General features: G+C 67.9%; 22 protein-coding genes. 18 read left to right on the plus strand and 4 right to left on the minus strand.

What is annotated here, in order from left to right; genetic code table 11:
* Positions 1–15 precede the first annotated feature (15 nt).
* The 9 genes from AC1DIQ_RS12510 to AC1DIQ_RS12550 all read left to right on the plus strand — a co-directional run bounded on the left by AC1DIQ_RS12510 (position 16) and on the right by AC1DIQ_RS12550 (position 9845).
* Positions 16–1020 carry a TRAP transporter substrate-binding protein gene (locus tag AC1DIQ_RS12510; protein ID WP_121043814.1) on the plus strand — a complete coding sequence of 335 codons (1005 nt, stop codon included), beginning with the start codon at positions 16–18 and terminating at the stop codon, positions 1018–1020.
* A gap of 12 nt (positions 1021–1032) precedes the next feature.
* Complete coding sequence (locus tag AC1DIQ_RS12515; RefSeq protein ID WP_478050140.1) at positions 1033–1563, plus strand: TRAP transporter small permease; 531 nt, start codon at positions 1033–1035, stop codon at positions 1561–1563.
* A gap of 3 nt (positions 1564–1566) precedes the next feature.
* On the plus strand, positions 1567–2850 hold the full coding sequence (locus AC1DIQ_RS12520) for a TRAP transporter large permease (protein WP_121043820.1): 1284 nt from the start codon (positions 1567–1569) through the stop codon (positions 2848–2850).
* A complete protein-coding gene (gene pelA, locus AC1DIQ_RS12525) occupies positions 2823–3980 on the plus strand; it encodes a pectate lyase (protein ID WP_121043823.1) in 1158 nt (385 codons plus the stop codon). The genes AC1DIQ_RS12520 and pelA overlap by 28 nt, the downstream gene beginning before the upstream one ends.
* Before the next feature lie 38 nt (positions 3981–4018).
* Positions 4019–5599, plus strand: a complete 1581-nt coding sequence (locus AC1DIQ_RS12530) for a family 43 glycosylhydrolase (RefSeq protein ID WP_478050141.1) — start codon at positions 4019–4021, stop codon at positions 5597–5599.
* A gap of 43 nt (positions 5600–5642) precedes the next feature.
* Positions 5643–6701 carry a LacI family DNA-binding transcriptional regulator gene (locus tag AC1DIQ_RS12535; RefSeq protein ID WP_121044030.1) on the plus strand — a complete coding sequence of 353 codons (1059 nt, stop codon included), beginning with the start codon at positions 5643–5645 and terminating at the stop codon, positions 6699–6701.
* Between the two features lie 268 nt (positions 6702–6969).
* A complete protein-coding gene (gene kduI, locus AC1DIQ_RS12540; RefSeq protein ID WP_478050142.1) occupies positions 6970–7818 on the plus strand; it encodes a 5-dehydro-4-deoxy-D-glucuronate isomerase in 849 nt (282 codons plus the stop codon).
* Positions 7819–7884: 66 nt separating this feature from the next.
* Complete coding sequence (gene kduD, locus AC1DIQ_RS12545; RefSeq protein WP_019184096.1) at positions 7885–8640, plus strand: 2-dehydro-3-deoxy-D-gluconate 5-dehydrogenase KduD; 756 nt, start codon at positions 7885–7887, stop codon at positions 8638–8640.
* Positions 8641–8741: 101 nt separating this feature from the next.
* Positions 8742–9845 (plus strand): GDSL-type esterase/lipase family protein, encoded by a 1104-nt coding sequence (locus AC1DIQ_RS12550; RefSeq protein WP_478050143.1) that lies wholly within the window; start codon positions 8742–8744, stop codon positions 9843–9845.
* A 112-nt stretch (positions 9846–9957) separates the two neighbouring features.
* On the opposite strand, the gene phhA is transcribed toward AC1DIQ_RS12550, so the two are convergent.
* Positions 9958–10854, minus strand: coding sequence for a phenylalanine 4-monooxygenase (gene phhA / locus AC1DIQ_RS12555; RefSeq protein WP_282264156.1), 897 nt, complete (start codon positions 10852–10854; stop codon positions 9958–9960).
* Between the two features lie 127 nt (positions 10855–10981).
* Here phhA and AC1DIQ_RS12560 point away from each other — a divergent pair, with 127 nt between their 5' ends.
* Positions 10982–11464, plus strand: a complete 483-nt coding sequence (locus AC1DIQ_RS12560) for an Lrp/AsnC family transcriptional regulator (RefSeq protein WP_478050144.1) — start codon at positions 10982–10984, stop codon at positions 11462–11464.
* A gap of 30 nt (positions 11465–11494) precedes the next feature.
* Here AC1DIQ_RS12560 and AC1DIQ_RS12565 read toward each other — a convergent pair whose 3' ends face one another.
* Entirely contained in the window at positions 11495–12490 is a 996-nt protein-coding gene (locus tag AC1DIQ_RS12565; protein WP_121044033.1) for a patatin-like phospholipase family protein, read from the minus strand.
* A 239-nt stretch (positions 12491–12729) separates the two neighbouring features.
* Here AC1DIQ_RS12565 and AC1DIQ_RS12570 point away from each other — a divergent pair, with 239 nt between their 5' ends.
* Positions 12730–15000, plus strand: a complete 2271-nt coding sequence (locus AC1DIQ_RS12570) for a TonB-dependent receptor (RefSeq protein WP_121043841.1) — start codon at positions 12730–12732, stop codon at positions 14998–15000.
* A 215-nt stretch (positions 15001–15215) separates the two neighbouring features.
* Here the strand turns inward: AC1DIQ_RS12570 and AC1DIQ_RS12575 are convergent, their stop codons facing one another.
* Complete coding sequence (locus AC1DIQ_RS12575) at positions 15216–16064, minus strand: acid phosphatase (RefSeq protein ID WP_478050145.1); 849 nt, start codon at positions 16062–16064, stop codon at positions 15216–15218.
* A 257-nt stretch (positions 16065–16321) separates the two neighbouring features.
* Between AC1DIQ_RS12575 and AC1DIQ_RS12580 the strand changes: the two genes are divergently transcribed.
* Positions 16322–17203 (plus strand): lipase family protein, encoded by an 882-nt coding sequence (locus tag AC1DIQ_RS12580; RefSeq protein WP_478050146.1) that lies wholly within the window; start codon positions 16322–16324, stop codon positions 17201–17203.
* A 14-nt stretch (positions 17204–17217) separates the two neighbouring features.
* Positions 17218–18423 carry a DUF4785 domain-containing protein gene (locus AC1DIQ_RS12585; protein ID WP_478050147.1) on the plus strand — a complete coding sequence of 402 codons (1206 nt, stop codon included), beginning with the start codon at positions 17218–17220 and terminating at the stop codon, positions 18421–18423.
* 2 nt (positions 18424–18425) lie between these two features.
* On the opposite strand, the gene AC1DIQ_RS12590 is transcribed toward AC1DIQ_RS12585, so the two are convergent.
* A complete protein-coding gene (locus tag AC1DIQ_RS12590; protein ID WP_121043854.1) occupies positions 18426–19256 on the minus strand; it encodes an ABC transporter ATP-binding protein in 831 nt (276 codons plus the stop codon).
* Positions 19257–19406: 150 nt separating this feature from the next.
* On the opposite strand from AC1DIQ_RS12590, the gene AC1DIQ_RS12595 reads away from it, so the two are divergent.
* The 5 genes from AC1DIQ_RS12595 (at position 19407) to AC1DIQ_RS12615 (ending at position 25371) form a co-directional block, all read left to right on the plus strand.
* Positions 19407–20609 (plus strand): DesA family fatty acid desaturase, encoded by a 1203-nt coding sequence (locus tag AC1DIQ_RS12595; protein ID WP_176990302.1) that lies wholly within the window; start codon positions 19407–19409, stop codon positions 20607–20609.
* 3 nt (positions 20610–20612) lie between these two features.
* On the plus strand, positions 20613–20990 hold the full coding sequence (locus AC1DIQ_RS12600) for an EF-hand domain-containing protein (protein ID WP_183073826.1): 378 nt from the start codon (positions 20613–20615) through the stop codon (positions 20988–20990).
* Positions 20991–21067: 77 nt separating this feature from the next.
* On the plus strand, positions 21068–21880 hold the full coding sequence (mutM, locus tag AC1DIQ_RS12605) for a bifunctional DNA-formamidopyrimidine glycosylase/DNA-(apurinic or apyrimidinic site) lyase (protein ID WP_121043860.1): 813 nt from the start codon (positions 21068–21070) through the stop codon (positions 21878–21880).
* Positions 21881–21945: 65 nt separating this feature from the next.
* Positions 21946–22509, plus strand: a complete 564-nt coding sequence (locus AC1DIQ_RS12610) for an ECF-type sigma factor (protein WP_088435324.1) — start codon at positions 21946–21948, stop codon at positions 22507–22509.
* A gap of 30 nt (positions 22510–22539) precedes the next feature.
* Positions 22540–25371 (plus strand): protein kinase domain-containing protein, encoded by a 2832-nt coding sequence (locus AC1DIQ_RS12615; RefSeq protein WP_478050148.1) that lies wholly within the window; start codon positions 22540–22542, stop codon positions 25369–25371.
* Positions 25372–25452: the final 81 nt, after the last annotated feature.

A 25452-nucleotide genomic window follows, 5' to 3' on the forward strand; every position in this document is an offset into this window, starting at 1 on the left:
CTTGGGAGGGCGCAGATGTTCACTCGCAGAAGTTTCCTGGCTACCAGTCTGGGCGCGCTTGCCGCGCCCGCGCTGACAGCCTGTTCGCGGTCATCCAACGCCGCACCGGCCGGTGCGCAGCTGTTGACCGCCACCGACGTCCACGTCGCCGATTACCCCACCGTCACCGCGGTGAAATGGATCGGGAAAACGCTGGAAGAAAAAACCGGCGGCCGGCTGCGGCTGCGCCAGTACCACTCCGGCCAGCTCGGCCGTGAGTCCGAGGCGATCGACATGGCCCGCTTCGGCGCCATCGATATCACCCGCGTCTACTCCGGCGCGCTCAACAACGCGTTTCCGCTGACCCAGGGCCTGTGCCTGCCGTATGTGTTCGAGTCGGTGGCGCACATGCGCCGCGCGCTCGATGGCGGCGTCGCCGATACGGTCCTGCAGGGCTTTGAAACGCGCGATCTGGTCGGCCTGGCCATCTACGATTCCGGTGCGCGCTGCTTCTACAACACCAAGCACCCCATCGTGGAGCCCAAGGACCTGCACGGCCTCAAGCTGCGCGTGGCCTCCTCGGACATCTTCATCCAGCTGATGCGCCTGCTCGGTGCCAACCCGACCCCGATGTCGCTGGGCGACACCTTCTCGGGCATGGAAACGCACATGATCGACGGTGCGGAAAACAACATGCGCAGCTTCCACTCCAGCCGTCATTTCGAGGCCGCGCACTACTGGTCGCAGAGCGATCACTCCTACGCACCGGACGTGCTGCTGATGTCGCGCCAGAGCTTCGATGCGCTGAGCCCGGCCGACCGCACCCTGGTGATCGAGACCGCACGTGAATCGGTGCAGGTGATGCGCGAGCAGTGGGATGCCTCGGAAAACAACGCCCGCCAGGCCGTGGCCGATTTCGGCATCAGATTCAACGAGGTCGACATGCCGGCCTTCCGCAAGGCCGCCGACCCGCTCCTGCAGCGTTACCTGCAGCAGCCGGAGCTGGCCGCCCTCACCCGTCGCATCCGCGACTTCGCCTGAGGCTCCGACGCGATGTCCGACTCGACTTCCGAAACCGTCATCACCCCCGCCGCGCCGCAGCGCCTGCTCAACGTGATCGCCGATGTGGCGATCTACATTGCCGTCATCGCCCTGCTCGGCCTGGTGGTGGTGCAGGGCTGGCAGGTGTTCGCCCGCTATGTGATCAATGATTCGCCCAGCTGGACCGAGCCGGTCACGCTGCTCCTGCTGGCCACGGCGATGAGCCTGGGTGCGGCCACCGGCGTGCATACTCGCCGCCACTTTGGCTTCTTCCTGCTGGCCGCGCACATGGGCCCGGGCCTGCGCCGTGCGGTGGACGTGTTCGCCGCGCTGGTGGTGGCCGTGCTGGGCGTGGTCATCGCCTGGTGGGCGGCCGTGCTGCTGATGGACGGCCTGGATATCAAGGCCGCCGGCGCCCACCTGCCGCAGAGCATCAACTACCTGCCCCTGTCGATCGGTGGCGCCTTGATGGCGATCTTCGCCGCGAACCAGATGGCGCTGGCTGTACGGCCGGCCGATGCCGTTGCCGAGGGAGATCGCTGAGTCATGGGTATTACGATTCTTTTCACCGTGTTCGCGGTGCTGTTGCTGCTCGGTGTGCCGGTCGCGTTCGCGCTGGCCGCCGCCGCCCTGGCCACCCTGTGGTACCTGGATCTGCCGACGCTGGTGCTGGTCCAGCAGATCTCCGCCGGTACCGGCTCGGCTTCACTGATCGCCATTCCCTTGTTCATCTTCGCCGGTGAAATCATGATGCGCGGCGGCATCTCCGAGCGCCTGATCTCACTGGCATCCTCGCTGGTGGGGCGCATGCGCGGTGGCCTGGGCCAAGTGTCGATCCTGTCCTCGCTGTTCTTCGGCGGTGTGTCCGGCTCGGCCATCGCCGATGTCTCGGCGGTCGGTGGCACGATGATCCCGCAGATGGTCAAGCGGGGTTACGACCGCGACTTCGCGGTCAACGTCAGCATCACCGCCGCGCTGGTGGCGCTGCTGGTACCGCCGTCGCACAACCTGATCCTGTTCTCGGCCGCCGCCGGTGGTGGGCTGTCGATCGCCGATCTGTTCGCGGCCGGTATCGTGCCGGCGCTGCTGATGACCGTCGTCCTGATGATCACCGGCTATCTCGTGGCACGCCGCCGCGGTTACGGCGTGGAGATCTTCCCGGGCTGGCGTGCGGTGCTGCTGCGCCTGGTCTCGGCGCTGCCTGGCCTGGGCCTGGTCGCGCTGATCTTCATCGGTATCCGTGCCGGCATCTTCACTGCGGTGGAGAGCGCGGCGATCGCCGTGGTCTACGCGCTGCTGGTGACCACCGTGCTGTACCGCCAGCTGGACTGGCGCGAGTTCCTCGGCACGGTCACCCATGCCGCGCGCAGCACCGGTGTGATCCTGTTCGTGATCGCCACGGCGGCCGTGTTCGGTTGGCTGCTGGCGTATCTGGAAGTGCCGTCGGCCGCGGTCAACTTCCTGCAGTCGTTCGCGCACAGCCAGTTCATGGTGCTGTTGATGATCGTGGTCATGCTGTTGCTGCTGGGCACCTTCATGGACCTGGCGCCGATGATCCTGATCTGCACGCCGATCTTCCTGCCGGTGGCCAAGGCCTACGGCATCGATCCGATCCACTTCGGCCTGGTGCTGGTGCTGACCGGTGGCCTGGGCCTGGTGACACCGCCGGTGGGCTCGGTGCTGTTCATCGGTACCGCGATCGGCAAGATCAGCGTCGGTGAGAGCATGCGCTCGATCTGGCCGTTCTGGTTCGCTGCGCTGGGCGTGCTGTTGATCGTCACCTTCTTCCCGGAAATGTCGCTGTGGCTGCCCGCCCTGCTGCGCGCGTAAGCGTGCGGCGGCTCGCGGTACTGCTGTGGATCGCCCTGCCCTGCGCCGTCATGGCGCAGGGCCAGGACATCCCGCTGCGCGGCTTCCAGGACGGCATCAACCATTGGCAGAGCGGGCACGGCACGGACTACCCGCGCTATGCCCCCGATCAGTACCGACAGATCGCCGACACCCTGGTGGCGCTGCAACGCCATGGCGGCGGCTGGGCGGTCAACCAGGATCCGCAGCGGATCCTCGACGATGCCGCCAAGGCACAGGTGCTGGCTGACCAGGCCACGCCGGGCGGCAGCTTCGACAACCGCAACATCTACACCCAGGTCAGCTACCTGGCCGAGGCCTTCGCGCGCAGCGGCGATGCCCGCTACCGCGACGCGGCCGTGCGCGGCCTGGATTTCATCCTCGCCGAGCAGGTCCCCCGCTGTGGCGGCTGGCCGCATTCGGTGCCCTCGCGCACCTCGTACCACGGGCACATCACGTTCGCTGACGACGTCACCAGCGGCGTGCTGACCACGCTCCGGCGCATCCAGCGTGAACCGGCGTTCGGCTTCATCACCGCCGATCAACGTGCCCGCGTGGACGCGGCCGTGACCGCCGGTGATGCCTGCCTGCTGCGCCTGCAGGTGCGCCAGGACGGCGTGCCGACGATCTGGGCCGGGCAGTACGACCGCACCACCCTGCTGCCCGCGCAGGGGCGGAAATTCGAACTGCCGGCGCTGGTCACCGACGAGAGTGTCGGCGTGGTCCGCTACCTGATGTCGATCCCGGATCCTTCGCCGCAGGTGGTCGCCTCGGTCAACGCCGCGATGGCGTGGTTCCAGACCCACGCGTTGACCGGGTGGCGGCTGGAGACCTTCGAAACGACGCCGGAACAGTTCGCGTTCCACCGCACCACGGTCGACCGCCGCCTGGTCGCCGATGCGGGCGCGCCGCCGCTGTGGGGGCGCTTCCACGACCTGCACGACAGTGGCGTGCTGCTGGCCAACCGCGAGGGCGAACGCGTCGCCACGTTCAACGACATCCCGCGCGAGCGCCGCACCGGCTATCACTGGTACGGCACCTGGCCGCAGGCCCTGATCACCACCGAGTACCCACGCTGGCAACAGCGTCTTGCCGGGACCGGGGCGCGCTGAGCGCAGCCGGCCCACGATACGTTCAAGGGAGAAAGACGATGCACCTGAGGAAGACCCTGGCCAGCTTCGCCACCGCCTGCCTGCTGCTGGCAGGCGCCGGCCACGCCGCCGAGCCGGCCACCAACTGGACGCGCGGGATCGAGAACCAGCGCCAGGCCGATCTGGGCAACGGCACCTTCCTCAACCCGGTGTTCGCCGGTGATCGCCCGGATCCTTCCGTGCTCAAGGATGGCGAGGATTACTACCTCACGCTGTCCTCGTTCGATGCCTACCCCGGCCTGCCGATCTGGCACTCGCGCGATCTGGTCAACTGGCAGCCGCTGGGCCACGCGATCACCAAGAACGTAGGTGCGATCTGGGCCCCGGACATCGTCAAGCACGGCAGCCGCTATTACGTCTATTTCCCGGCCCGCACCGGCGAAACCCGCAGCAACTTCGTGGTCTGGGCCGACAGCATCAACGGCCCGTGGAGCGAGCCGATCGACATCGGCCTGGGCGGCTACATCGATCCCGGCCATGCGGTGGGCGAAGACGGCAAGCGCTATCTGTTCCTCAGCGGTGGCGACTACGTGCAGCTGGCCGATGACGGCCTGAGCGTGGTCGGCACGCCCAAGCACGTCTACGACGGCTGGAAATACCCGGAAAGCTGGGACGTGGAGGCCTATGCGCAGGAAGGCCCGAAGATCAATTTCCGCGATGGTTGGTACTACATGACCACTGCTGTGGGCGGCACCGCCGGCCCGCCGACCGGGCACATGGTGATCACCGCGCGCTCGCGCTCGATCCACGGCCCGTGGGTGAATGCGCCGAACAACCCGATCATGCGCACCCGGTCGGCCGCCGAGCCGTGGTGGTCGCGCGGCCACGCCACGGTGATCGAAGGCACCGACGGGCGCTGGTGGATGATGTATCACGGCTACGAGAACGGGTACTGGACGCTGGGCCGCCAGGCGCTGCTGGAGCCGATCGAATGGACCGCCGATGGCTGGTTCGTGGCCAAGGGCGGTGACCTCGGCCAGCCGCTCGCCAAACCGTCGGGCACCTCGGTCGGCCAGCACGGCATGGCCTTGTCCGACGATTTCCGCGGCAGCACGCTCGGTGCGCAGTGGTCGTTCTTCAACCCGGCCCAGGACGAGTACAAGCGTTTGGCCTTCACCGGCAAGGGCATGGTGCTGCAGGGCAAGGGCAGCACCCCGCGCGACAGCTCGCCGCTGACCGCCATCGCCGGCGACAAGGCCTACCAGTTCGAGGTCGAGATGGAGATCGCCCCGGGCGCGGTGGGCGGTGCCCTGCTCTACTACAGCGACCGCCTGTATGTGGGCGTGGGCAGCAACGGCGAGAAGTTCATCATGCACCGCTACGGCGAGGAGCGCCCCACCCGGCTGACCCCGAGCGCCACCGGCGGCACGCTGTGGCTGCGGGTGACCAACAACCGCCATATCGTCACCATCCACTCCAGCACGGATGGTAAAACCTGGCAGAAGTACCCGGTTCAGATGGAAGTCTCCGGCTACCATCACAATGTGGCAGGCAAGTTCCTGGCCCTGAAGCCGGCGATCTATGCTGCTGGCGACGGCAAGGTCCAGTTCCGGAATTTCCGCTACCGCGCCCTCGATTGAGCTCCCCGCTAGAATCCCTTGACTCATCCCCGGTTTGAACGACATGTCATTGCGCAGCAAAACCGATCCGTCGCCGCACGGATTGACCAAAGGCAAGGCCGCCACGATCAACGACATCGCGCGTCTGTCCGGGGTATCGAAGAAGACCGTTTCGCGCATCATCAACAACTCACCGCTGGTGCGTAAGGACACCCGCGAGAAGGTTGAAGCACTGATGCGCGAGGTCGGTTACACGCCCGATCCGCTGGCCCGCGGGCTGGCCTTCCGGCGCTCGTTCCTGATCGGCATGGTGTACGACAACCCGACCGCCCAGTACATCGTGGACATGCAGTACGGCGCGCTGGATGCGCTGCGCGGCTCCAGCTTCGAGCTGGTCGTGCACCCCTGCGATTCGCGCAGCCCCGGCTACATCGACGGTGTGCGCCGCTTCGTGCAGCAGCAGAAGCTGCACGGCGTGATCCTGGTGCCACGTGCCTCCGAAGACCAAGCGCTGGTGGACATGCTCGATGAAATCGGCTGCCGCTTCACCCGGATCGCCTCGCTGCCGCTGGACGATACCTCGCAGATGGTGGTCACCCACGACCGCGACGGTGCCGCCGAAGCGGCCGATTACCTGCTCTCGCTGGGCCACCGCGACATCGCCCTGGTGACCGGCCCGAGTGCCTACCGCTCTGCGCACGAACGCACCGCCGGCTTCATCGATGCCCTCGCCAAGCGCGGCATCGAGCTTCCCCCGGCACGCATCGTGGAGGCCGGTTACACCTTCGAATCCGGTGTGGCCGCGGCCGAGAAGCTGCTGCTGGGCAAGCAGCGCCCGACCGCCATCTTCACCGGCAACGATGAAATGGCCGCCGGTATCTACAAGGTCGCGCTGCGCGCGGGTATCAACATCCCGCGCCAGCTCTCGATCATCGGCTACGACGACAGCCCGCTGGCCTCGCGCCTGTGGCCGTCGCTGACCTCGGTGCGCCGGCATACCCGCGACACCGGCCGCACAGCGGCCGCGATGCTGATCCAGCCCGACGGCCAAGCCGTGATGCAGCACGCCAGCGTCCGCCCGCACCTGATCGTGCGCGACTCCTGCCAGCCCCCCGAGGATTGACGCCCAAGGCGTCAACCCTCGGTAGGTTACGACCGTTGGTCGTGACGCTTCTTCTGTCGTCCCCCCTGTTCTGTCGTCCCCCCTGTTCTGTCGTCCCCCCTGTTCTGTCGTCCCCCCTGTTCTGTCGTGTCGCCTTCTGTCCCGACCCCGTCCGCGGGCCAACCGGCCTATCGTGCGCTGCAAAATGACACCGGTTTACCAACTGGCTACAATCACCTGGAATCGTGCCGGGGCCGACGCATCGCCCCACCCCTGCTCTGGAGACGCCATGTACTGCAAGACCCATTACGCCACCCATCCCGACGCCATCAAGGGCGCCAGCAATGACGACCTGCGCGATCTGTACCTGCTCGACGGTCTGTTCAACGCCGATGCGGTGACCCTGAAGTACACCCACTACGAGCGCTTCGTCCTCGGCGGTGCGGCCCCGGTCAACGGCCCGGTCTCGCTGCCCAAGCAGACCGAACCGGCCTCGGCCGCCGGCCATGCCTTCCTGGAGCGCCGCGAGCTGGGCGTGATCAACGTCGGCGCCGGCGGCGGCACCGTCACTGTCGATGGCACCGTGTTCAAGCTCGGGCCGAAGGATGGCCTGTACGTGGCCATGGGCAGCACCGAGGTGGTGTTCGCGTCCGATGACGCCGCCACTCCGGCCCAGTTCTACCTGGCCTCGACCCCGGCGCATGCGCGCTTCGAGACCAAGGCGCTGTCGATCAAGGATGCCGTGGCCCTGGACCGTGGCGCGCTGGAAACCAGCAACGAGCGCACCATCTACCAGTACATCGTGCCGGCCACCTGCCAGTCCTCGCAGCTGCTGCTGGGCCTGACCGTGCTCAAGCCGGGCAGCGTCTGGAACACCATGCCGCCGCACCTTCACGACCGCCGCAGCGAGGTCTATTTCTACTTCGATCTGGGCCAGAACGACCGCGTGTACCACTTCATGGGCGAGCCGGACGCGCAGCGCCACATCGTCATCCAGAACAACGAAGCCGTCGTGTCGCCGCCGTGGTCGATCCACATGGGCGCCGGCACCAGCAACTACGCCTTCATCTGGGCGATGGGCGGTGAGAACCTGGATTACACCGACATGCACGTGCTGGACATCTGCCAGCTCAAGTGACCCCGACGCGCCGCCGGCATCGCGCCGGCGGCGTCTGTTACGCATTGGACAAGGACTACATACGCAATGGCTAATCCGTTCAGTCTGGAAGGCAAGGTCGCCCTCGTCACCGGTGGCAACACCGGCCTGGGCCAGGGCATCGCGGTCGCATTGGCGCAGGCCGGTGCCGACGTCGCCGTGGCCGGCATCGCGCCGCCCACCGAGACCATCGCCAAGATCACCGCGCTGGGCCGCCGCTGCCTGGCGATCGAAGCGAACCTGATCAGCATCGAGCCGGTCGAGCGCGTCATCCGCGAAACCATCGAAGGCCTGGGCGGCCTGGATATCCTGGTCAACAACGCCGGCCTGATCCGCCGCGCCGATGCGGTGGAGTTCAGCGAGCAGGACTGGGACGACGTGATGAACGTCAACATCAAGTCCGCGTTCTTCATCTCGCAGGCCGCCGGCAAGCATTTCATCGCACAGGGCCGCGGCAAGATCATCAACATCGCCTCGATGCTGTCCTTCCAGGGCGGTATCCGCGTGCCGTCGTACACGGCCAGCAAGAGCGGCATCGCCGGCATCACCCGTCTGCTCGCCAACGAATGGGCCAGCAAGGGCATCAACGTCAACGCGATCGCCCCGGGCTACATGGCGACCGACAACACCGCTGCGCTGCGCGCCGACGAGGACCGCAACAAGTCCATCCTCGATCGCATCCCGGCCGCACGCTGGGGCACCCCGGAAGACCTCGGCGGTACCGCCGTGTTCCTGGCCTCCAGCGCCTCGGACTACGTCAACGGCGCGGTGCTGCCGGTCGACGGTGGTTGGCTCGCCCGGTAACACCATCGCGACGCGCTGGCGCGCCCACGATCTGCGCTGCAGATCGTGGGCTCCGGTAGTGCCGGCCGCTGGCCGGCAGCTCTTCACCCAGGAGCATGACCATGCTGCGTTTGCTGTTGTCCCTGTCGCTGCTTCTCGCGGCCCCCAGCGTGCTGTGTGCCCCGCACCGCATCTTCATTGCCGGGGATTCCACCGCCGCCGAGTACGGCCCGGAGCGCGCGCCACAGGCCGGCTGGGGCCAGGCCTTGCAGAGCTATCTCGATCCCGCCGTGTGGGAGGTCCGTAACCACGCCAAGGGCGGCCGCAGCACCCGCAGCTTCATCGACGAGAAACGCCTGGATGCGATCGCCGCCGAGCTTCAGCGCGGTGACGTGCTGCTGATCCAGTTCGGCCACAACGACGCCAAGTTCGAAGACCCCACGCGCTACACCGATCCTGCCACCGCGTACCCGCAGTTCCTGATGCGCTACGTGCAGCTGGCCCGCGACAAGGGCGCCACGCCGGTGCTGATCACCCCGGTGGCGCGGCTGCTGTATGACTTCGGTTCGCTGCTGGACACGCACGGTGTGTATACCCAGGCGGTGAAGGCGCTGGCCACCCGCGAGCAGGTCGCGCTGATCGATCTCAACGACAGTTCCACGCGCTGGATCCGCGGGCTGGGCGAGCAGGGTGCCAAGCCGTACTTCCTGTTCGTGCCCGAGCAGAACAAGGCCGATGGCACGCACTTCAGTGTGGCAGGGGCGACCGCAGTGGCGTGTCTGGTGATGCGCGACTGGGTGGCGTTGCAGCCCGGACTCACGTCGGCGCTGAAGCGCGATATCGACTGCGAGGTGCGCAGTGCGGGGCAGGGCGGTGAGGCCGCCAGGCCCTCGCGCGTGGTCCACGAGCGTGACATCGCGGTGACCCAGCCCGGCCCGCATGGTGGAGCGGGGCCGACCACGGCGTATCCGTTTTTCGCCGAAGACACCGACCTCCCGTTCGTGCTTCGCAAGCGCGTGCTGCACAAGGGGGCCGGCATCGGCCTGCATCCCCAGCACAAGGACGAGATCTACTACATCGTCAGCGGGCAGGGCAGCTACGTGCTGGATGGGACGCAGTACGACGTGGCGGCGGGGGATGCGCTGCTGGCGCGAACGGGCAGTTCGCATGCGCTGCAGCAGGTGGGGGAGATGGATCTGGTCGTGCTGCTGGCGTATCCGCGATGAAAAGCAGCAGCGCATGACCCGGCTCCACCCATTGCCAACCTTCAAAAGCTCCCGAGGCTTTTGAAGGTTAGGTGTCTAAACTTCAACCGCCCCGGTGAATTGCGTCACGACGTTACACGTCGCCGCCGTCTTCCCAGCCTTCGCCCGTGCCCTTCTGGAACACGCGGTCACCGTCCTGCACCTCACCGGCCGGCAGATGCTCCTTGGCCTCCAGCGCGGCATAGATCGGGGTGAAGTCCGGTGCGGTCGCGGCCATCAACTGCTCGAAGCTGTCGATGACGAAGTAGGTTTTCTGGAAGGTGTCGATGCGGTAGCGGGTGCGCATGATCCGCTCCAGATCGAAGCCGATCCGGTTCGGCGCCGCCGACTCCAGCGAGTACAGCGACTCGCCCTTGGACGACACGATGCCGGCACCGTAGATGCGCAGGCCTTCGTCGGTGTTGATCAGGCCGAACTCCACCGTGTACCAGTACAGGCGGGTCAGGTGCTGCAGCGCCTCCGGGCCGATCGCATGCGCCTTGACGCCACCGCGGCCGTAAGCGGCCATGTAGTCGGCGAACACCGGGTTCATCAGCAACGGCACGTGTCCGAACAGGTCATGGAACATGTCCGGCTCGGCGATGTAGTCGATCTGGTCCGGGCGACGGATCCACCACGTCACCGGGAAGCGGCGGTTGGCCAGGTGATCGAAGAAATCAAGCTCGGGCAGCAGCCCTTCCACCCCGACCAGGGTCCAGCCGGTGGCGGCGCCCAGCACCTCGTTGAGCTGGTCGAAGCGCGGGATCATGTGCGCGCTCATGCCCATCTCGTCCTGCGCGTGCAGGAACTCCTTGCTGGCGCGGCCTTCCAGCAGCGCACGCTGGCGCTGGTACAGCGTGCTCCAGGTGGCGTGGTCGTCGGCGGTGTAGCTGTCCCAGGGCTGTTCCACGATGGCGGTGGTATAGACCGGCACGTAACCCTTGTCGGTCTGCTGGTGTTCGACGCGGCGGGGGGCGGTGGCGGTTTCCATCGTGGTGGTCTCCTGGGAAGTCATCTGTCGATGCTAGGGCAGGGTGCGCGCAAGAGGTTTGCAAAGTTGCGCGGATATGGGCTTCTGGCGCAAGATCATTGCGTCCACCTCATGTTGCGGGGCAGCAATGGCCGGAGATACCCAGTTCGACCGCACGGATCTGCGCTTGCTGGCGGAAATCCAGCAACACGGCCGCGCGACCAATGCCGAGCTGGCCGCACGGGTGAATCTGTCCCCGTCGGCCTGCCTGCGGCGCGTCCAGCGGCTGGAAAGCGAGGGCGTGATCGCCGGGTATGGCGCCCGCMTGGAGCCGCGCCAGATCGGCCTGGGCCTGCAGGCCTTCGTCCGGGTGCAGCTGGAGAAGCACGACCAGCACGCCATCGGCGTGTTCGCCGACAGCGTGCTGATATGGGATGAGGTGGTGGCCTGCCATGCGCTCACCGGCGACATGGATTACCTGCTGCACATCTACGTGCGCGACCTGGAGCACTTCTCCAGCTTCCTGCTCGACAAGCTGCTCAATGCCGCCGGCGTGGCCGACGTCAATTCCAGCTTCGTGCTGCGCACGGTGAAGGACTTCCGCGCGCTGCCGCTGTCGCAGCTGGAGTAAGGCCGCCGGGCAGCGCCCGGCACTACCGGGTTACACGCACTTTTCCTTGCGCCCCATCAGCTTGCCCACGCGCGAAGGCTCATCGCACTTGGGCGCGGCCGGCGGCGGGGCCAGCGCGGCGGCACGCGCCTTCTGCAGCTGCTGCACCTTGGCACGGATCTGCGGCATCGCCGCCATAGCGGCCTTCTCGCCTTCCAGGATCGCGTTGTTGCGCTGGCCGAAATCGGCGGCGCCGATGTCCAGCACCTTCGGCCGGATGATCACGTCCGCGCGCGCCAGTTCCTGCTCGCCCAGGCGCTGGCCCATGATCGAGATCGACTGGTTGACGATGCCGAGCATGCCGGTCGGCGCCTTGCCGCTGGCCTTGCTGGAGATGTCCACGGCGATCACGATGTCCGCGCCGAGCTGGCGCGCCGCATCCACCGGCACCGGGCTGACCACGCCGCCGTCGATGTAGTTGTACTTGCCGATCTTCACCGGTTCGAACACGCCGGGGATGCTGCTGGAGGCGCGCACCGCCTGGCCGACGTTGCCGCGCACGAACACGGTGCGCTCGCCGGTTTCCAGCTGGGTGGCAACCGCAGCGAAGGGCTTGCTCAGCTTCTCGGCCGGGCGGTTGTCGACCTGTGTGTTGACGTAATCCTGCAGCTTCTGGCCCTGGACCAGACCGCCGGAGAACAGCCGCACGTCGCGGATGCTGGCTTCATCCAGGGCGACCGCCTTGGACTGCATCTGGAACGCGTCCATGCCGCTGGCATACAGCGCGCCGACCACACTGCCGGCACTGGTGCCGGACACCACCACCGGCTCGAAGCCGTTGGCCTCCAGCATCTTGATCACCCCGATGTGCGCGAAGCCCTTGGCCGCGCCGCCGCCGAGCGCGATGCCGATCTTGACCGGCTTGGCCGGAGTCACCGGGATCGCCGCCGGCGGCGGGGTCGGGCGCACGGGATCACCGCCGCAGCCGGCCAGCAGGCCGAGCAGGGCAACGGACAGCGTCAGGCGGGTACGGCGCAGTGAAGTCATCGGCGTGGCAACTGAATGGGCATCGAGGGCCGCCAGCATACCGAAGCGGTGGCGAGCCCGGCAGGACGGCGGGGCAGGGCATTCAGGCCATGACCGGGGATGCCGGGCCGCGACCGCCGTCACAACGCGCGCTCCCGGAAGGGGGTAATGAATAGCGGTTGTTTGCGGCTCTGTTGCTGTACTGCAACAATTGTCTGGTAGCGCCGGTCCACCACCCCTCCCAACACAGCCTAAACGCCATGTTCCCGAACCGCACTGCCCACGGCCGTTTCCCGTCCGTGCACCCGCTCGTTGTCGCCCTCGCCGCCCTGCTGCCATTGACGGCCGCAGCCCAGGACGCTCCCGCCACCAAGGATCCGGTCGCCCTCGATACGCTGCAGGTCACGGCGCAACGCCGCGTCGAAAACGCCAAGGACGTGCCGGTCTCGATCTCGGCCATCCAGGGTGAAAAGCTCGACGTACTCGGTTCGGCTGGCGATGACATCCGCTTCCTGTCGGCGCGTGTGCCGAGCCTGAACATTGAATCGTCCTACGGTCGTGCCTTCCCGCGTTTCTACATCCGCGGCCTGGGCAACACCGATTTCGACCTCAATGCCTCGCAGCCGGTGTCGCTGGTGTATGACGATGTGGTGCAGGAAAGCCCGCTGCTGAAGGGCTTCCCGCTGTTCGACCTGGCCGGTGTGGAAGTGCTGCGCGGCCCGCAGGGCACGCTGTTCGGCCGCAATACCCCGGCCGGCGTGGTGAAGTTCGATTCGGCGCGTCCCTCGCAGGATGCCGACGGGTACATCAAGGTCGCCTACGGCAGCTACAACACCTGGAACACGCAGGGCGCCTACGGCGGCCCGCTGACCGACCGCTGGTCGGCGCGCGTGTCCGCGCTGTACCAGCGCCGCGACGACTGGGTCACCAACACCCGCCAGGGCGCCCCGGCGCAGGGCTTCGAGGGCTATGACGAAGCCGCCGCCCGCGTGCAGTTCCTGTACGAAGGCGACGACGTCGAAGCGCTGTTCAACCTGCACAAGCGCAAGCTCAACGGCACCGCGCGCCTGTTCCGCGCCAACATCCTCAAGCCGGGCACCAACCAGCTGGTCGAAAACTTCGACCGCGATGAAGTCTCCACCGATGGCCAGAACTTCTCCGACCTGGAAACCTGGGGCGGCAGCGCGCGGCTGAAGTGGGATCTGGGCCGCGTCACCCTGCACTCGATCACCGGGTACGAGACCGCTGAATCGCTGAACCGTGGCGACATCGACGGCGGCTACGGTGCCAGCTTCCTGGGCGCCGGCAACTACGGCCCGGGCAACATCCCGTTCGCGTCCGAATCGGCCGATGGCCTGCCGCACCACCGCCAGTGGACCCAGGAATTCCGCGTGGAATCCAACGAGTGGGGCCGCTTCGACTGGCAGGCCGGCGTGTTCTACTTCGATGAAGACGTCACCATCGACAACTTCAACTACGACTCGCTGACCCCCGGCAACCCGCAGACCGGCCACGTCGTGCAGAACCAGCGCAACAAGGCGTGGGCCGCGTTCGCCTCCGGCGATTTTGACGTGACCGAGCGCTTCAAGCTGCGCGGTGGCGTGCGTTACACGCAGGACAAGAAGGACTTCAGCGCCAGCGTGCTGCAGGCCGTGCCGTTCGGTACCCCGGTCAGTGGCCCGTACATCGCCAGGACCGACGTCAACGACGTCAGCTGGGACCTGAGCGGCGTCTATCAGATCACCGACAACCTCAACGCGTACGCCCGCGTGGCCAAGGGCTTCCGCGCCCCGTCGATCCAGGGCCGCCTGGCATTCTCGCCCGGCCTGTCGCAGGCCAACTCGGAGAAGGTCATCTCGTACGAGGCCGGCATCAAGGCCGACCTGTTCGACCGCCGCGCCCGCCTGGGCTTCAACGTGTTCCGCTACAACGTCGACGGCCAGCAGCTGATCGCCGTGGGTGGCACCAACAACACCGCGACCCTGCTCAACGCCGACAAGACCCTCGGCCAGGGCGCGGAGCTGGACTTCGAGGCCTACCTGACCGACCACGTCCTGCTGACCCTGGGCAGCAGCTACAACGACACCGAGATCAAGGACAAGGATCTGGCGGTGGCGATCTGTGGCGGCGGCTGCACCATCACTGACCCGACCACGGTCATCGATGGCGGTACCTACGCGCTGGTCAACGGCAACCCGCTGCCGCAGGCGCCGAAGTGGATCCACAACCTGACCTTGCGCGCCGGCTTCCCGGTCAACGATGCCAGCGAGTTCTACGTCTACACCGACTGGGCGTACCGCAGCCCGGTGAATTTCTTCCTGTACGAGTCGCCGGAGTTCCGCAGCCGCTCCTCGCTGGAAGGGGGCCTGCGCCTGGGCTACAACTGGGATTACGGCCAGTACGACGTGGCCGCGTACGGCCGCAACCTGACCGACCAGGTCCGTGTAGTCGGCGCGATCGACTTCAACAACCTGACCGGCTTCCTCAACGAGCCGCGCACGTTCGGTCTGGAGTTCACCGCGAAGTTCTGATCCACGACGTGCGGTAGGTGCCCAGCGTAGGTGGGCATCTTGAAAAACGAAAACGGCGCGGAGAGATCCGCGCCGTTTTCTGTTCTGAGCTGATGTTGTTGAACGCGGATGGGTAGTGCCGGCCGCTGGCCGGCTCTGCATCGTCCTGATCGAGATCGCGGAGAGCCGGCCAGCGGCCGGCACTACCCACAATGCCATCGACAGGTGGCGCCGCCTTACAACGCGCTCGCCGGGCGCACCTTCAACACCGCTTCTTCAGCCGCACAATCCCGCGCGGAATGCAGCCCCGACTTGCGTGCCGCGGCGATCTCCCTGCGGGCGGTCAGCAGGTCGCTGTTGAACGCGGCATTGTCATGCAGGCGTGCCACGGCGGCGGCGCCCATGAAACGGCCTTCCAGGATGTCGCTCTGCCAATGCACGTTGCAGACCAGGCGGCTCTCGCCGTAGTTGCGGCCGCGTGCCTGGATCGCATCGGCGCGGTCCGGGGCGATCTCCGAGAGGATCAGGGCCCAGGCCCAACCGATCGAGGTGTGGCCGGACGGATATGAGCCGTTGCCGCGCAGGTCCTGCTCGTCTTCGGGCGAGCAGGTGGGCTCACCATTGACCATGAACGGCCGCGCGCGCTGGTAGTGCTTCTTCGCCGTGCGGGTGGCCGCGCTGGCATCGATCCGGCTGCGTTCCAGCAGGCGGTACAGGGCCGGCGTCTTCACCGCATCCACGTCGACATCGATCGCGCAGGAGAACTGGTTGGCGCCGGCCGGGAAGGCGAGTTCGGCGTCGCGGTGTGCCTGTTCGAAGCGCGGGCTGCCGCGCAGGGCACGGGCTTCACGGCTGACCTGTTCGTCCAGTGCGAAGCCGGCCGAACCGGCGGCCGGCGGTGCCGGTACCAGTGCCAGGCTGTCCGGCACGGCGCTGCCCTGCAGGTAACCCACCGCCTTGGTGGTGACCGAGGCTTCCACCGGCGTGGTGCCCGGTTCGGCCGTTGACGCGCAGCCGGCCAGGGCGGCGAGCAGGGCGGTCGCCAGCATCGGGCGAACGGCAGCGGAGCGCAGGGACGAGGACATCGGCAGGTCTCGAAAAGGGGGGGAGCCGCATGATCGCAGCTTCCTATGGCGACGACAGCGGCGGTTGGTGATCCGGCCAGATCCGGCATGGCCGTGCCCCGGATGACGGAAACCCGCGACTGGTTCACGGATTTCATGGGTGGCACGACATAGCGTCATCGCAGGCGCCATCGTTCGTCATATCTCCATGGATACATGCACCCATGGCAACGCGGCAGCGCCGGTCATCAGGGGGATCACCTGCAAGGAGACAGCGGATGCGAAGCAGCGCGGGAAGGTGGGGGGGCAGTCTCGCCCTGGGTCTGATGCTGGCGTGCGGCACGGTGCACGCGGCCGATGTAGTGGGGGTGGCGTTCGTGCACGGCACCGGCAAACAGACCGATGCGCGCGCGGACTACTGGCAGCCGGGCATCATCGATACGGTGCGCCAGGGCTTGCCCAACAGCAGCAACTACACCGTCATCAACTGCGATTTCGAGCAGTACATGTGGACGCCCGAAGCGGCCGGTTGTCTGGCGGGGCAGCTGACCAGCTTCATCAACGGCCGTGGCATCACCAGGCTGGTGGTGATCACCCATTCCAACGGCGGCAACGTGGTGCGCTGGATCCTCTCCAACCCCACCTATGACAGCCGTTATCCGAAGATCATCCAGACGGTCAGCAAGGTCACCGCACTGGCGCCGTCCTCGGCCGGTACACCGCTGGCCGACGCGGTGCTCAACGGCAACGTGTTCGAAACCTCGGTGGGCTGGCTGCTGGGCTACAAGAGCGATGCCGTTCGCCAGCAGCAGGTGGGCCACATGGCCACCTACAACGCGCAGAACCTGTACGGCACGGCCGGCCGCCCCGCATTGCCCAGGCCGTTCCGCGCGGTGGTCGGCTCGGATGTGGAATCGGCGGTGTGGGACAGCAACAGTTACTGCGGTGGCTATGCGCAGAACGTGGGCCTGGAGTTCACCCAGAACTGGTTGAGCAGCTGCTCGGACGGCTTCCTGGAGTGCAGCAGCCAGAAGGCGGCCGGCACCACCTGGTTCACCGACACGCAGCGCACCAAAGGCGCCGAGCCACTCAGCCACAACCAGAGCCGGCGCGAGTGCTTCGGCCTGGGCACGATCCTGCGCAACGACCTGACCCTGTGAGGAGCCCCCCAATGATGCGACAGACGACGATCGCGGCGGCCCTGCTCGCCGCGCTGGCAGCGCTGCCACTGCAGGCGGCACAGCCGCTGCTGGCCGCCCGCGCCAGTGACCAGGTGCCACGCGCGGTAGAGCGTGCGCCCTTGCCGGCCGGGCCGGTGGAGCAGGCGCCGTTGAGCTTTGCCTGGGCGCTGGATCCAGGCCAGGTACTGACCCCCGCACCGACCTTCATGGCCAGCAGCCGCAGCTACTGGGAGATGGTGGATGCACCGGCGCTGCAACGGGGCCTGGCGTTGCCGCTGACCGCGCCCGATGCGGTGATCCAGGTCAGCCCCGTGCAGGGCGCCCGTGCGCTGGATACCACCCAATGGCAGGTGCGTGATGCTTCCGGTGCGCTGGCGGTGGACAAGGTGGTCGATGACCAGCAACTGCGTGCGGCGGGGATGTCGGTCGGCCCGGGCACGGCGATGGTCCGCACGGGCGCCACCTCCGCGGCAGGCAGCTACCGGCTGCAGAGCACGCAGGCCCAAGGCCGCTACGTGGTGCAGGTACTCGAACCCAACAGCCCGATCGCGCTGCAGCTGCAGGCGAGCAGCGACCGCGTGCTGGCCGGTGGCACGCTGGCGCTGAGCGCGCGGCTGGTCAACGACGGTGGCTTGGCAGCGGCGCAGGCCGCCCGTGCGCGGCCGCGGCCGCTGCCGGCCGTAGGCGAGGCCCTGCTGGTGGCGCCCGATGGCCGCAGCTGGCCGGTTCCGCTGGTCGCCGCCAGAGACGGTCTGCGTGCACAGGTGACGGTGCCGCAGGACATCGGCACGGCGCAGGGGTTGTGGGAACTGCAGGCCTTCGTCAGTGCCGACGGCGTGCAGCGCGATGCCAAGGTGGCGTTCGCGGTGGCGCAGGCGACGGCGCGCTTCCAGGGCCAGGTCGAGGCGGATGCCAGCCGCCGCGAGGTGCGCCTGCCGCTGCAGATCGGTGCGCCGGGCCGCTATGAGGCGCGTGGCACCCTGTATGCCACCGGCCCGGACGGGACGCTGCGGCCCGTAGCGCAGGCACATAGTGCGGCGTGGTTCGCGACGGTAGGGGCGGGTGAGCTGCGGCTGCCGTTCGCCAGCGTGGCGTTGCCGAGCGGCTATGCCGCCCCGTTCGAGGTGCGTGACCTGCAGCTGCAGGACCAGAGCCGGATGGCATCGATCGAATCACGTGCGGTGGCGGTGAGGTTCTGAGTTCAACCCGCGAACGCGCTCAACCGGCCGGCCTGATCCACCACGCGGATCGGGCCGCCGAACAGCTCGGATAACGGTGCATCGCGCAGCAGCGCCGCGCGCGGGCCGTCAGCGAGGATCTTGCCGCCGCGCAGCATCACCACCCGTTCGATCTCGGGAATGATCTCCTCGATGTGGTGGGTCACCAGCACCAGGGTGATGCCTTGGCGGGCGAGCTCGCGCATGGTGGCGATCAGCTGCTCGCGGGCGATCAGGTCCAGCCCGGTGGAGGGTTCATCCAGCAGCAGGGCCTGCGGCCGGTTCACCAGCGCCCGGGCGATCAGCACGCGCCGGGTTTCGCCGGCCGAGAGTTCGGCATAGCCGCGCTGCAGCAGCGGCAGGGCACCGGTCATGGCCAGGGTTTCACGCGCGCGTTCGCGCATCTCCGGGCTCACCTCGCGGAAGGCCGGCACCACGAAGCTGGCGAAGAAGCCGGTCAGCACCGCCTCTTCCACGGTCAGCCCGGGCATGTCGGAGAGATTGCTGCTCAGGTCCCCGGTGACGATGCCCAGCTGCGAGCGCAGCCGGTCCACCTGCCAGCGGTTCTGGCCGAGCACGCGCACCGCCACCGTGCCATCACCGTGCGCCAGCGGATACAGCTCGCGGGTGATCAGCTTGATGAAGGACGACTTGCCGCAGCCATTGGGGCCAAGCAGGGCGGTGTGCTGGCCCTGTTCGATGCGCAGGCTGAGATCGTGCAGGACCCGGACCTGGCCGCGGATGACGCAGGCGCGGTCGAGCTCGATCAGGGGGACGGGGGAGGCCGGCACCGCCGGCGAGGCTGCGACTGTCATGAATGCGGGGGCATGCTCACGAAGGTAAGGGAAGAACTGAATGACTGCGCAAAAATGGCATCGAAGGGATGAAGTTTGCAACGTCAGGCCCCATCATGTCCGAAGGTATCCCTGTTTCCTTGACGGCCGAGTGCGGCCCGGAGTCCTGCGATGTTCGATACGCTCCTCAACTTCCTGACCGGCGGTGTCGTCGGCCTCGGCTGGTGGGGCATGGGCCTGGTGCTGCTGGTGTTCACCCAGCTGACCATCTTCGCCGTGACCCTGTATCTGCACCGCAGCCAGGCGCACCGGGGGGTGGATTTCCACCCGGTGATCGCGCACTTCTTCCGGTTCTGGACCTGGCTCACCACCTCCATGATCACCAAGGAGTGGGTGGCGATCCATCGCAAGCACCACGCCAAGGTGGAAACCGATGAGGACCCGCACAGCCCGGTGACCAAGGGCATCGGCATGGTCTTCTGGCGGGGCGTGGAGCTGTACCGCGAGGCCCGCGCGATGCGTGCGGATATCGAGCAGTACGGCCGCGGCGCTCCGGATGACTGGATCGAGCGCCACCTGTACACCCCGCACGCCAACCTCGGCCCGGTCGCACTGCTGGTCATCAACAGCGTGCTGTTCGGCCTGCCCGGCGTGGCCCTGTGGGCGATCCAGATGGCGTGGATCCCGTTCTGGGCGGCCGGCGTCATCAATGGCCTGGGCCACTGGTGGGGCTACCGCAACTTCGAATCTGCCGATACCTCCACCAACCTGACGCCGTGGGCGTTCTGGGTGGGCGGTGAAGAGCTGCACAACAATCACCATGCCTTTCCGAGCTCGGCGCGCTTCTCGATGCGCCGCTGGGAGTTCGATATCGGCTGGGCCGTGATCCGCGGCCTGCAGGCCCTGCGCCTGGCCAAGGTGCTGCGCGTGGCGCCAAGCATGGACGTGCGCCCGAACATCGCCGTGCCGGATGCGGAAACGCTCAAGGCCCTGTTGTCGCACCGCTTCCAGGCGATGACGGATTACCAGCGCAATGTGTTCGTCCCGGCCCTGCGCGAAGAAGCTGCGATGGCGGGCGCCAAGCTGCGCAAGCTGCTGCCGCGCCGCATGCGCCGTGGCCTGGTCAACGACGGCCGCTGGCTCAAGCCGGATTGCCGCGCCCAGCTCAGTACCTGGGTCGAGCAGCGCCCGCGCATCCGCGTGCTGGTGGAACACCGCGCCCGTCTGGCCGCCCTGCTGGAAGCGCGCGGCAACGACGCCGCCGAGCGCTTGAAGCTGCTGCAGGCCTGGTGCCACGAAGCCGAAGCCAGTGGCATCGCCGCGCTGCAGAACTACGCCGCGCGCCTGAAGGGCTACGCGCTGACGGCGCACTGATCGATGCGCTTCCCGACCGGGAACGCATCCGCAAAACGCCGCCTTGTGCGGCGTTTTGCGTGTCTGGGCCTGGCCGTTGGCGTGCTGGGCACGACGGCACAGGCCCAGGTCACTGATACCGGCAGTTACCTGCAGCGCATGGACACCGACGGCGACGGCCGGGTCAGCGTGGAGGAATACGTGCAGTGGCTGCTGTACGCCTTCGATCGCATGGACCGCAACGGCGATGGCGTGCTCAGCGCCGATGAGCTGCCCGGTGGCAAAGGTCCGCCGATCACGCGGGAGCAGCAGCGGCAGACGCTGATCCAGCGGTTCCACAAGCAGGATGCCAATGGCGACGGGTATTTGAGTGCGCGCGAGTTGGCTGCGCCGCCGCGCTGAGCGTCGCGCTCGGACCGCCGCGAGGCAGCGCCCCGCGCTACACCGTGGTTCATCGGCGGACCCCTTAGAATTCCCCCATGCCCGAGCTCCCTGAAGTAGAAACCACCCGCCGCGGCCTAGCCCCGCACCTGGAAGGCCGCAACGTCCACGGCGTGATCCTGCGCCGGCCCGACCTGCGCTGGCCGATCCCGCCGGAGATCAGCACGCTGCTCCCCGGGCAGGCCATCCAAGGCGTGCGCCGGCGTGCCAAGTACCTGTTGCTCGATACCGCCGTGGGCAGCGCACTGCTGCACCTGGGCATGTCCGGCAGCCTGCGCGTGCTGCCCGGCGACACCCCGGTGCGCGCGCACGACCACGTCGACATCAGCCTGGACAATGGGCGCCTGCTGCGCTTCAACGACCCGCGCCGCTTCGGCAGCCTGCTCTGGCAGCCGGCCGGAGAAACCCATTCGCTGCTGGCCGGACTCGGCCCGGAGCCGTTGGATGAGGCCTTCGATGGCGACTATCTGTTCGCCCGCAGCCGCGGTCGCAGCGCGTCGGTGAAGACCTTCCTCATGGACCAAGGCATCGTGGTCGGGGTGGGCAACATCTACGCCGCCGAAAGCCTGTTCATGGCCGGGATCAACCCGCTGCGCGAGGCCGGCAAGATCTCCCGCGCGCGCTACCAGCGCCTGGCCGATGCGGTGAAACAGATCCTGACCTATGCCATCACCCGCGGCGGCACCACCCTGCGCGATTTCATCAATCCGGACGGGGCGCCGGGCTACTTCGAGCAGGAGTTGCTGGTCTACGGGCGTGAAGGCGAGCCCTGCCGCCAGTGTGGCCGGCTGCTCCGCCACGCCACCATCGGCCAGCGCGCCAGCGTCTGGTGCGGGCACTGCCAGCGCTGAATCGTCGCGCGCCTGTCGCCTGCCCGGCGGTATAGTCCGCCCAACGTCACCGGCGGGGGTGTGCGATGGACGAAGGACCGGATATCACCGTGTGGCTGGATTCAGCCCGGGCGGGCGACCGCGCCGCGCTCGACCGGGTCCTGACCCTGCTCTATCACGAGCTGCACAGCATGGCCCGCCGGCAGCTTGCCGGGCAGCAGGGGCGCACCCTGGATGCCACCTCGCTGGTGCACGAGTCCTACCTGAAGCTGCTCGGCTCCCGCGGCGCGGCCCGCTTCGAAGACCGCGCGCATTTCTTCGCCTACGCCGCCTCGGCAATGCGCAGCGTGGTGGTCGATTACGCACGCAACCGGCTGGCGCGCAAACGCGGCGGTGATCTCAAGCGGGTGGAGCTGCCCGAAAACAGCAGCAGCGGCGTGCGTCTGGATGAAGACCTGCTGGCGCTGGATGTGGCGTTGGCCCAGCTGCATGCGGTGGATGCACACCTGGCCAAGGTGGTGGAACTGCGTTACTTCGCTGGCCTGTCCGAGCAGGAGATTGCCGATCTATGCCAACGCTCGGAGCGCAGCATCCGCCGCGACTGGCAGAAGGCGCGTATGTTCCTGCTGGCCTCGGTCGGGGAGCCCTGAAAGGCCACGCATCGTCCGGGGAGAGGACCGATGGAGGCGTCACGCTGGCGGCAGCTGTCCTGCCTGCTGGATCAATTGCTGGAACTGCCCGAACCGGCGCGAGAGCAGCGGCTGCTGCGCCTGCGTGAGGACGATCCGAGCCTGGCCGACGATGTGGAGCGCCTGCTCGCACATGAGCGCGACAGCCACGAGTTCCTCGCCCAGCCGTTGTGGACCGCTGCGCCGGAAGACAGCCGGGTGGGCACACGGGTCGGCCCGTACCGGTTGCTCCGGCCTCTCGGCGAGGGCGGCATGGGCGAGGTCTGGCTGGCCAAGCGCGCCGATGGCCTGTACGAGCGCCAGGTCGCGCTGAAGCTGCTGCGCAGCGGCTACGCCGATCCCGGCCTGCGCCAGCGCTTCAGCCGCGAGCGCGAGATCCTGGCCCGGCTGCAGCACCCGAACCTGGCCCATCTGCTGGATGCCGGCGTGGATCTGCAGGGGCAGCCTTACCTTGCGCTGGCCTATGTGGAAGGCGAGCCGATCACCGAGCACTGCCAGCGCCTGGCGCTGCCGCTGGAGCGGCGTCTGCAGCTGATGCTGCAGGTCTGTGCGGTGGTCAGCCATGCGCATGCCAACCTGATCGTGCACCGCGACCTCAAGCCCTCCAACATCCTGGTCACCGCCGAGGGCGAGGTGAAGCTGCTGGACTTCGGCATCGCCAAACTGCTCGACGATGACGAGGGCAAACCGCCCGTGCATCCCCCCACCGAAGCGCGGGCGTTCACCCTGCACTACGCCGCGCCGGAACAGGTGCGCGGCGAGCCGGTCTCCACGCTGACCGATGTGTACTCGCTGGGGGTGGTGCTGTTCGAGGTGATCACCGGGCAAAAGCCCTATCGGCTGCGCCGGCACAGTGATGCCGAGTGGGAACGCTCGATCCTGGAGGTGCAGGCACCGCGCGCCTCGGCCGTCATGGCGCGCGTGGCCGCCGCCGGCGGCGAGCCGGCCGGGGCGGCCAGGCGCCTGTCGCGGCGCCTGCGTGGCGATCTGGATACGATCCTGCTCAAGGCCCTGCAGAAGGAGCCTGCGCAGCGTTACGCCTCGGTGGAAGCGCTGGCGCAGGACCTGCGTCGCTTCCTCGAGGGCCGCCCGATCCACGCCCGCCCCCAGCACGTGGGCTACCGGCTGCGCAAATACCTGGGCCGGCATCGCTGGGGCGTCGCGCTGGGCACCATGGCGGTGCTGGCGCTGCTCGCATTGGCACTGACCGCGCTGTGGCAGATGCAGCAGGCGCGGCGCGAGATCGCGCGTGCGCAGGCCATGCAGGATTTCACCGTGGGCCTGTTCGACCGCGCCGCCAGCGTGCGCCATGGCAGCTTCGATCTGCGCCAGCTGCTGGCCACCGGTCAGCAACGCGGTGAGGCGGAACTGCGCGATCAACCGCTGTCGTTGGCCGAGCTGGAAGGCGTGATCGGCCGGTTGCGGATCGGTATGGGCGACTACCAGCTGGCGCTGCAGACGCTGGACCGCCAGCGCGCGCTGCTGGAGGAGGCCGGCGAGGTGCCGCCGACCCTGCAGCTGGAAGCGGTGACCCAGCGCGGCCGTGCGCTGCGCATGCTCGGCCGCTCCCGCGACTGCGTGACCCACCTCACCCCGATGCAGGCGCTGGCCGCCGAGTATCGCCTGCGGCTGCCGGCGGCCGTGGCCGAGTACCACACCCAGCTCGGGCGCTGCCAACAACTCCTGGGGTACCGCGACAACGCCCGCGCCGCCTTCGAACAGGCCCTGGTGCTGCGGCGCGATGTACTGCGCGATACCCCCGGCACGTCGGAGAGCCTGGCTGACCTGGCCGCACTGGACAGCGACGATGGCCGCGGCCCGGCGGCACTGGCCGGCTACCAGCAAGCGCTGCAGCTGCTGCAGGCCGGTGACACCGTGCGGTATCCCCAGTTGATCGCGCTGCGCCGGCACATGGGCGAGACCCTGGCTGCGCAGGGCGATCTGGAGGCGGCCGAGCGGGCCCTGAAGATCGCCAGCGCCGATGCGGTGGGCATGTATGGGCCGGATCACCCGGAAACCCTGTCGATCCGCCGGCTGCGTGCCCTGCTGGCGATGCAGCGCGGTGATCTGCAGCAGGCCGACACCCAGCTGCAGCAGGTCCATCACCTGACCCGGCAGGCCTTGGGCGAGCAACACCGCGACACCGGGCTGACCTGGCACGCGCTGGGCAGGTCGGCACTGGAGCGCGGTGACAGCACCCTGGCGATCGACGACTTCGCCCGGGCGGTGGCGATCTGGCGGCAACCCGACTGCGTGGGGCTGCTGCCGCAGGGCCTGTATGACCTGGGCGAAGCTTTGGCCCAGGCGGGGCGCTGGCAGGCGGCGCTGGCTGCCCTGCACGAGGGACGGCAGTGGCAGGCCGCGCAACGGGGCGACGACGATGCGTCGGTGCAACAGGCGGATCGGCGCATGGCCGAACTGGTCAGCGCATTCGGCGACCCGCATCAGGCGGGCGAGCAGCTGGCGGCGCTGATGCGACGGGTGGGCCGGGCGGGGCCGTCCAGCCCGGCGCTGCAGCGCGCGCTGCAACTGGCCTGGGGCCGGAACCTGGGCCGCATGGGCCAGGCGGTGGAAGCACGCCGCGCGCTGGCCCCGTTGCTGGTGGGCGACGCCGCGGATCAGGGCAGCCGCGTCCTGCGCTGGCGCGCCCGTGCCGCGATGGCGCAGCTGGACTGCACGAGCGCACCGGCGCGTGCGCGTGAGGCGCTGGTGCAGCTGCAGCAGGAACTGCAGGCGCAGTGGCCGCAGGGTGGGCAACTGCTGCAGGAGGTGAACCGGGTGCGGGAGGCGTGCGCACCGGCGCAGATCGCGGCCAGCCCGTGAGCACGCTGGCTGAACGCCGCCCCGCATTCACCTCGGCGAATTAACGTCTGCGTGCCTATGATGGCCGGCCCTCCCTTGCCA

The sequence above is a fragment of the Stenotrophomonas sp. 05L413 genome (assembly GCF_056397945.1).

Coding starts and splice junctions, on each gene's coding strand:
- AC1DIQ_RS12510 (WP_121043814.1), top strand. CDS start 16: ATGTTCACTCGCAGAAGTTTCCTGGCTACCAGTCTGGGCGCGCTTGCC.
- AC1DIQ_RS12515 (WP_478050140.1), top strand. CDS start 1,033: ATGTCCGACTCGACTTCCGAAACCGTCATCACCCCCGCCGCGCCGCAG.
- AC1DIQ_RS12520 (WP_121043820.1), top strand. CDS start 1,567: ATGGGTATTACGATTCTTTTCACCGTGTTCGCGGTGCTGTTGCTGCTC.
- AC1DIQ_RS12530 (WP_478050141.1), top strand. CDS start 4,019: ATGCACCTGAGGAAGACCCTGGCCAGCTTCGCCACCGCCTGCCTGCTG.
- AC1DIQ_RS12535 (WP_121044030.1), top strand. CDS start 5,643: ATGTCATTGCGCAGCAAAACCGATCCGTCGCCGCACGGATTGACCAAA.
- kduI (WP_478050142.1), top strand. CDS start 6,970: ATGTACTGCAAGACCCATTACGCCACCCATCCCGACGCCATCAAGGGC.
- kduD (WP_019184096.1), top strand. CDS start 7,885: ATGGCTAATCCGTTCAGTCTGGAAGGCAAGGTCGCCCTCGTCACCGGT.
- AC1DIQ_RS12550 (WP_478050143.1), top strand. CDS start 8,742: ATGCTGCGTTTGCTGTTGTCCCTGTCGCTGCTTCTCGCGGCCCCCAGC.
- phhA (WP_282264156.1), bottom strand. CDS start 10,854: ATGGAAACCGCCACCGCCCCCCGCCGCGTCGAACACCAGCAGACCGAC.
- AC1DIQ_RS12565 (WP_121044033.1), bottom strand. CDS start 12,490: ATGACTTCACTGCGCCGTACCCGCCTGACGCTGTCCGTTGCCCTGCTC.
- AC1DIQ_RS12570 (WP_121043841.1), top strand. CDS start 12,730: ATGTTCCCGAACCGCACTGCCCACGGCCGTTTCCCGTCCGTGCACCCG.
- AC1DIQ_RS12575 (WP_478050145.1), bottom strand. CDS start 16,064: ATGTCCTCGTCCCTGCGCTCCGCTGCCGTTCGCCCGATGCTGGCGACC.
- AC1DIQ_RS12580 (WP_478050146.1), top strand. CDS start 16,322: ATGCGAAGCAGCGCGGGAAGGTGGGGGGGCAGTCTCGCCCTGGGTCTG.
- AC1DIQ_RS12585 (WP_478050147.1), top strand. CDS start 17,218: ATGCGACAGACGACGATCGCGGCGGCCCTGCTCGCCGCGCTGGCAGCG.
- AC1DIQ_RS12590 (WP_121043854.1), bottom strand. CDS start 19,256: ATGACAGTCGCAGCCTCGCCGGCGGTGCCGGCCTCCCCCGTCCCCCTG.
- AC1DIQ_RS12595 (WP_176990302.1), top strand. CDS start 19,407: ATGTTCGATACGCTCCTCAACTTCCTGACCGGCGGTGTCGTCGGCCTC.
- AC1DIQ_RS12600 (WP_183073826.1), top strand. CDS start 20,613: ATGCGCTTCCCGACCGGGAACGCATCCGCAAAACGCCGCCTTGTGCGG.
- mutM (WP_121043860.1), top strand. CDS start 21,068: ATGCCCGAGCTCCCTGAAGTAGAAACCACCCGCCGCGGCCTAGCCCCG.
- AC1DIQ_RS12610 (WP_088435324.1), top strand. CDS start 21,946: ATGGACGAAGGACCGGATATCACCGTGTGGCTGGATTCAGCCCGGGCG.
- AC1DIQ_RS12615 (WP_478050148.1), top strand. CDS start 22,540: ATGGAGGCGTCACGCTGGCGGCAGCTGTCCTGCCTGCTGGATCAATTG.